General features: G+C 40.2%; 9 protein-coding genes. All 9 read right to left on the minus strand.

The window, feature by feature from the left end; translation table 11 throughout:
- Positions 1-62 precede the first annotated feature (62 nt).
- Positions 63-1199, minus strand: a complete 1137-nt coding sequence (locus PHO71_RS10345; protein WP_300202697.1) for a phage major capsid protein — start codon at positions 1197-1199, stop codon at positions 63-65.
- Positions 1200-1211: 12 nt separating this feature from the next.
- Positions 1212-1799 carry an HK97 family phage prohead protease gene (locus PHO71_RS10350; protein WP_300202700.1) on the minus strand — a complete coding sequence of 196 codons (588 nt, stop codon included), beginning with the start codon at positions 1797-1799 and terminating at the stop codon, positions 1212-1214.
- A gap of 7 nt (positions 1800-1806) precedes the next feature.
- A complete protein-coding gene (locus PHO71_RS10355; protein ID WP_300202703.1) occupies positions 1807-3069 on the minus strand; it encodes a phage portal protein in 1263 nt (420 codons plus the stop codon).
- Between the two features lie 4 nt (positions 3070-3073).
- Complete coding sequence (locus tag PHO71_RS10360; RefSeq protein ID WP_300202706.1) at positions 3074-4789, minus strand: terminase TerL endonuclease subunit; 1716 nt, start codon at positions 4787-4789, stop codon at positions 3074-3076.
- Complete coding sequence (locus PHO71_RS10365) at positions 4773-5135, minus strand: hypothetical protein (RefSeq protein WP_300202708.1); 363 nt, start codon at positions 5133-5135, stop codon at positions 4773-4775. Before PHO71_RS10365 ends, PHO71_RS10360 begins: the two co-directional genes overlap by 17 nt.
- A 220-nt stretch (positions 5136-5355) precedes the next feature.
- Positions 5356-5706, minus strand: coding sequence for an HNH endonuclease signature motif containing protein (locus tag PHO71_RS10370; RefSeq protein ID WP_300202710.1), 351 nt, complete (start codon positions 5704-5706; stop codon positions 5356-5358).
- A 139-nt stretch (positions 5707-5845) separates the two neighbouring features.
- Complete coding sequence (locus PHO71_RS10375; protein ID WP_300202713.1) at positions 5846-6127, minus strand: hypothetical protein; 282 nt, start codon at positions 6125-6127, stop codon at positions 5846-5848.
- A complete protein-coding gene (locus PHO71_RS10380; RefSeq protein WP_300202714.1) occupies positions 6124-6312 on the minus strand; it encodes a hypothetical protein in 189 nt (62 codons plus the stop codon). The genes PHO71_RS10375 and PHO71_RS10380 overlap by 4 nt, the downstream gene beginning before the upstream one ends.
- Positions 6313-6320: 8 nt before the next feature.
- On the minus strand, positions 6321-6446 hold a 126-nt coding region (locus PHO71_RS10385; RefSeq protein WP_300202730.1), incomplete at its 5' end, for a DNA methyltransferase.

Consider the following 6446-nt stretch of genomic DNA (forward strand, 5'->3'; position numbering starts at 1 on the left):
GTATAATTAAAAAGGACTAGAGCCGAAGCCCCAGCCCTTTAGTGAATGATAGATTATTAGGATTAAGCAGAAGCTTTCTTCTTTGCGATAGCAAAGGCTTCCGGGCGTACTGCCAACTCATCAAATTTTGTATTCAATACAAAATAGGTGAGATTCTTTTTCGCTCCGGTGTATGGATCAACGGTTAAGCGCATTTCTCCAAATTGACCAACGAGCGAATAAGAGAAGATTCCGAATCCAAGAATGTCATCACCGATATACTCTGTTGAAAACACCGGATAACCGTTGATCTTTCCATCTTCAAGAATCATCCGAGAACTTCCTGCCTCACGCGGAGTTGATTCTAAATCCGCATAAGTGGAAGCCGAGCAAACATAACATGCGGTAGCGTCAGCAGGAACACCAGCTTTTAATACAGACGCTTTCAGCATACAAACATCTTTCCAACTCAAAGACGTTGTATATTCAATATTCGGTTTTGCCTTAACAAAAACACCTTCGCTTGCTTTTGATGTGATCTTTGCAGGTGAAAACATCCATTTGTTTAACAAACGTTGTAAAGCCATTGTTATTTGCACCAAAACGATATCACGCAAAGCAAAGTTTGTTTCGTCGATTGCGTCATTTGATACAGGAACGGACAAAGAACAGCGTTTCGGAGAAGGAGTCAGCTTAGAAATGTCAATCTTCGAGTCATTTACCTCTGCGTTTTCATCTTCGATTGTGGCTTCTACTCCTGAAACAACAGGGAGAATCCATTTGCCATACATCCCACTTTGCATTTTACAACCAACTTTATCAAGAATCAAGCCTTTTTCAAGTGGCAAAATAACGTCCCCCACTGTTACCGGAATTAAAGGATCAGAAGCGGCAGTGTCCATGATATTACCTACTGCACGTTCATGGGGAATATTAATCCCTTTATTGACAATAATCCCTTGATACTTATCGGATGTACCGTTATTTCTTAGAATACAAACAGCCTCAGCAAAAGCCCTTTCGCGTTCAATGACATTTTGTGGTTGCACAGTACCAAGCGATCGTTTTTCTAAGCGAACTTTGATTACGTCCCGTTCATTTTTCAGTGCGTCGAATTGCTCCTGTTCTTCGGGCGTCAAACCTCTTTTTTCGGTTTCCGCAACATCTAAAATTGCGTTCATGTCTCTTTTAATAACTGCAAGTCTTTCTACGTAGTTCATAATGTAATTTTTTTAAATTTGTGTTCTCAATTTTTCTATTTTAATTTGATAATTATTATCCTTATCATACTGCAAACATCCCTCCAAGCTGCGAACGGTCACGTCTGTTCCGAAATAAGCCGGATCGCTGACGATTGATATATCAAATAGCTTATCTATTTTATTAACCGTTCGAATTAGTAAACCGTCTCTTTGAGAGTACTCTACGTTTCTCTTTTCGTCTGTGATATAAGCGAACGATGATCCAAATAAATCACCACGCCGAATCATTTCTATCGCAAAATTACCATCTTGTGTATTAGGAGAGACGAAGCGGTACATACATCCGTAATCGTCTTTGCATAGGGATAGAGAGCCTGAACCATTATTGCATCGAGCTAAAAGCCTCTGGTTATTGTGTTCCAAGAGAGCTTTTATATCGCAATCTCTTAGTAATTCATCAGAAACGGCGCCGGATTTTATAATTTCAATAAAGAAACGCTTTCTTTCTAAATCGTACATGACACGACTTTCGCGCTCAAATACGATAGCATAGCCCTCTATCATTCGTTCATCTAATAACTTCGGGGCTGCATTTTCTCCAAAACTTCTAATTTCCATCGTGTTTTTACTCTATCTGTTTTTCCTCTTCTTTTGGTAGCGCGTTTTCTTTGTCTCCTGTAGATTCTCCGCGAATTTTTGCGGAATCAGCCGGAGCAACATTACAGGTAACAAAAACAGTATCACCGCCTGAAATAGGCATTTTACCGAGATGGGCGCGAATTTCATTTGAAGTAATACCTCCTATTTCTAAAAGAGTTTTCCAATACGTTACTTGTGTCATTAAATCGGTTTGATATAACACTGATAGATCAAAGCCTATTTTATAATCCAACGCTACCGAATCATGTATTAATTTCATTTCAAATTCGGATTCAATCTGTCTTAAATAAGGCTGTAAGGTATCTGTCAAGTATGATATTTGCCCCATCTCAGAAGCTTTGTAATTAGTTGGTTGTCCGGCAAAAACCTTATCCGGATGAACACCATAGAAACGACAGATATCCAGCACTGTGGATTTCTTATTTTCTATTAATTGAATATCCGCCGGAGTAAATGATAACTGCGAAAATAACATGTCACCATTTACAGAAACTATGTCACGACCGGAATTCAATTCGTTTTCCACACGCTCGGCGACATCGGAAGTTTGAGTATCTGAAAGGGCGTTAAATCCTTTCGCTTCGCCTTTCATGCCGGAAATAATACCTTTGATCTTTCCTCCGCTCTGGAAAGTCTTTAGTGTTTGATTATCTGCGCTAGCTGCAACACTCATAACACGCGAAGCGGATTCAATGACACTAACACCAGTATAGCCCCCGTCTTGACTGTTATGCCTTAAATGGATAATATCGCTTGAATTAAATACGCCGTTTATGTGATTAATAGTGTCATAAACCGTATATGTATCAGTATATTTATCATAATTGGTAGAGCCGGGAGAAAGTAGGATTAAAGAAATTGGTTCTCCAAATGCCCTGCGGATAAAAATGTACGCATTACCCCGATTCACCATCAATATAACCATGTTTCGGATAAAATCAAAACTGCTCATTCTCTGGTTTGGTCTACGGGTGAGAAGTTTATACAAGGTTTCCTTTTCATCCGGGACAAACACGCCGTTTTTCTTTCGTTTGTATTGAAGCGGCAAAGACGCAATTGTCCCGGATAGAATTGCAGTACAACGATATGCGGCGGATAACTTCATCGCGGCGTCAGTACTATATACATTTATTGGCTGTGAAGGAAGAGACGAAATATTTGTATTAACATAGTCGTCTAATCCCAAAGAGCGAATAATCGCATTTCTTAGTTTATAACGTAGTTTCATCGTGCTATTGTGTATAATTATTAAATAAGTAGAATGTCATTAGATTTGTTATCGTCGAATCGATTTTTGCATTATGCGTTTTCTTAACGGGTTTCTTATTCATATTCCTATCTTCGTCTAAAACCGCATTTGAGAAACAGTATGGCGTGATTGGGTTAGGATCAAACGTTAGCTTGTTGCGGTATAAAGCGAGTTCAAAGGATTCAATCGGGCTTGTAAATGTCCCGTAGGTCTGTTTGACAGGCTTAATATATTCGCTCGCACCGCCAACAGAATAAGAGAGCAGGTTTACAAATTCAGCCGACTTATACGGATCATAACCGATACCCATAATTTTCAGATACTTCGCACGTGATAGTATATCGTTTACAATTTGTTGATAGTCGATAATGTCACCTTCACAAAGAATCAAATAGCCCGCTTCCGCCCAACCTTCATAAAGTTCCCGGTTCGGATGATCTTTCAAAGCGCCTTTCGGGAAATAGTAATCCGTATATGAGTGAAAGGAGCAGCTATCTTTTGAATAGATATTATAGGTAACTGTTGAGAAGTCGTCTCGAACGGATAGATCAACTGCCGCCATCGTGGTCGGGTAAGTCCCGATATTCTCGATTCTAATATCTTTGAATCGTTCTTCAATCTGCTTTGCCTCGATCCATTTTGTTGTAGAATCAACGGCAAATACATTAAGTAACTTAGTACGAAATTCTAACGCATCCGGTGCACTGTATAAGGCTTTTTGATAGGCGTCGATATAAAAATCCTCATAAACAGTTATACCCATGTGCGGTTGAACCTTTCGCCATGTCGCCGGGTCCCCTTCTTCATCGTCTACGTCAGGTTCGAAAATGTGTGCAAATATTGAATCGTTCTCGATCTCGCCGCGTAGGATTGCTTTGTACATTTTGAGCATTTCGACAAAAGGCGCGGTTTCTTTATCAGAAGCAGTCGTAATAACTACGGTTAAAGGGTTGAGCCGCGCGCCCATTGAGGACGTTAAAACGTTCTTCAATGCGGCGCTGTCGGCTTGTGAATACTCGTCTACTATTACCATGCTTGCGTTAAGTCCGTCTAATTTATCCGGGTTAGAGGCAAGGCAACGGGCAAAAGATGTTTTTCCCTTTATGCGGTTATATATGATTTCTCGATTGATTTTGAAGTGTCGAAACTTCGGATCAAGAGACTTTAAAATATTACGGATTTCATCAAAACAGACTTTCGCCTGATTGTATGAGTTTGCGGCAACGTATGTTTGTGCGTTTGCGTCGCCGAATAGCAGGTCATTAATCGAAAGACTCGCTACGCTTGTTGTCTTACTGAATTTACGCGGCACGAATAAAAGAGCTTCGCGGATCAATCGTTTGTTTGTGCCGGGCTTGTAAAACGCTAGAATGTTAGAGAACTGAAACACCTGTATCGGAGTCAGTTTATATCTAGTCTTTCCCTTTGTACCACTAAATTTCAAACGCTCGTAGAACGTGACGAACTTCTTTACTTCCTTGACGCGGAAATCGTATTTATCCAGAAAAGCAAAGAAGCGAAGGACGGATAACAGTTCATATAAGTTATGTGCATCCGGATTGTTAATACAGCCTTTTACGTATGCGTTTAGTCGTTCATCCGCCTTATCTAGTTTGTAAGAATCGACGTCGATGTTATGCAGGTCAGAAACAACAGACTGCTTTAACACGATCAATTTATCTCTAGTTTCCTTCTCCATCGCGGTCTATTTTATCTACCTCATTAATCAAGTCGTTCACTTCGTCGTCATCAGAGGCGGACAAAGTTTGCAGCGTTAATCCGAGTTCACGTAATTGTTTACGGGTGACTTCGAGCGCATCAAACAGAACTTTGAAAGCCGGATGCGCTACGAGCTTCTTATTTCCTTCTCGAGATACTTCGGTAACGAATGATCGTTTCTTTTTCGCTATGTCGCTGAGAGCAATCTTAAACGCAATATAAGAGCCAGCGCAAAGAGTTATACATAAATCCAAATCAGGTGTATAAGTTCCTTGCGACTCCATCGCGGTGCGAATCTTTTCTTTAATGTCGTCTAAATCGCTCATTTTTATATGCGTTTTTGCATATAAGAAAAGATCACAAGTATTTGGTAGCGCGGAAGTTCGAGAAGAAAAGCTCACCCCCAACGAGCACCCCCTTGTTTTAAAAATTGCTCGCGCGTGTAAACATGAGGCAAGGTGGGTTTAAGCAGACCGCGTTAAAAATAAAAAAAACCGCCCCCCCTCGTCGAGGTGAAGCGGTTCAAATCAAAAAAAAGATAAAAATTTACTCGTTTTCGCTCGGTTCTTTCAAGAACTTATCGACAAAGCGTTGTGTTGCTCGCTCATTATTCGCCTGAACAGCCTCTTTCGAATGACTGAAAGCGCGCCGATGTATCTCCACATGGCACGCATGACAAAGACTCTGTAAATTGTTATAGTTAAACATTAGTTGTCTCATTCCGAACTCATGCGGAACAGACTCAACCGGAACAATGTGATGTACCTCCGTCGCAATCGTACTTCGATTATTCGACTCGCACACTTCACAAACCGGATTACTCCGTAGCTTCTTAGCTCGAAGTTGTTTCCATCGAGCCGAATTGATCATTTTAATATAATGTGGATTTCTGCTCATAATTCGTCATAATTAAAAATAATCCTATCACATTGATAACATTCGTGCAACTCTTTCCGAGTCGCCTCTATATCATTCGTTTCAATCTCAACCAAGTGTGAGTCGGACGTATTGCCCGACACGCACTGAATACGCGTAATTATATACATGATAATTCGACTCGATCTAATCCGTTAATAAGATATTTGATCCGCGCGCAATTACCGTCGCATCGTGTCGAATTTGTTTCATTCTTATGTATCCGGCTAGCACAGCCTTTACAATTCCTAGAAGGACACATTTGTTTATACACTTCGATAGCTTGCCGTCTCGATTCAATTCTCTGTATGCGTGCTGCCTCGGTCGCAACTTTTCGAATTAAGCCGCGCGAACGTACTCGTTCGGATGTAGCTTGTTTAATGTAGTCTTTTACTTTACTCATTTTACTGTGTTGTTTTTAGGTTTGTAATCCCATCCGTTTAATTTATAAACTTTCTGTTTCGCCTCTTCTTGCGTAATAGCGCTATCAATATATCTACCTGATCCGTTTGGCTCTCTATGATAAATATTGAAGTGCCTAAATCGAGGCGAATAATAATATTCCGGTTTATTTTGTTTTTGGTTCATTTCTGATTTTATTTGAATATTCCTAATTCTTTTCTTAATCTCTTGTTTGCTATACTCACATACTCTGGATTTAATTCAAACCCTACATAGTTTCGGTTCAGCTTTCTTGCAACAATGGCTGTGGTACCGGAACC

It is taken from the genome of Bacteroides sp. (assembly GCF_028690125.1).
Lineage (GTDB): Bacteria > Bacteroidota > Bacteroidia > Bacteroidales > Bacteroidaceae > Bacteroides.

Excerpts from the sequence above, each read along its gene's own strand:
- PHO71_RS10370 (WP_300202710.1), bottom strand. The coding sequence starts at position 5,706 with ATGAGCAGAAATCCACATTATATTAAAATGATCAATTCGGCTCGATGG.
- PHO71_RS10375 (WP_300202713.1), bottom strand. The coding sequence starts at position 6,127 with ATGAGTAAAGTAAAAGACTACATTAAACAAGCTACATCCGAACGAGTA.
- PHO71_RS10365 (WP_300202708.1), bottom strand. The coding sequence starts at position 5,135 with ATGAGCGATTTAGACGACATTAAAGAAAAGATTCGCACCGCGATGGAG.
- PHO71_RS10360 (WP_300202706.1), bottom strand. The coding sequence starts at position 4,789 with ATGGAGAAGGAAACTAGAGATAAATTGATCGTGTTAAAGCAGTCTGTT.
- PHO71_RS10380 (WP_300202714.1), bottom strand. The coding sequence starts at position 6,312 with ATGAACCAAAAACAAAATAAACCGGAATATTATTATTCGCCTCGATTT.
- PHO71_RS10350 (WP_300202700.1), bottom strand. The coding sequence starts at position 1,799 with ATGGAAATTAGAAGTTTTGGAGAAAATGCAGCCCCGAAGTTATTAGAT.
- PHO71_RS10355 (WP_300202703.1), bottom strand. The coding sequence starts at position 3,069 with ATGAAACTACGTTATAAACTAAGAAATGCGATTATTCGCTCTTTGGGA.
- PHO71_RS10345 (WP_300202697.1), bottom strand. The coding sequence starts at position 1,199 with ATGAACTACGTAGAAAGACTTGCAGTTATTAAAAGAGACATGAACGCA.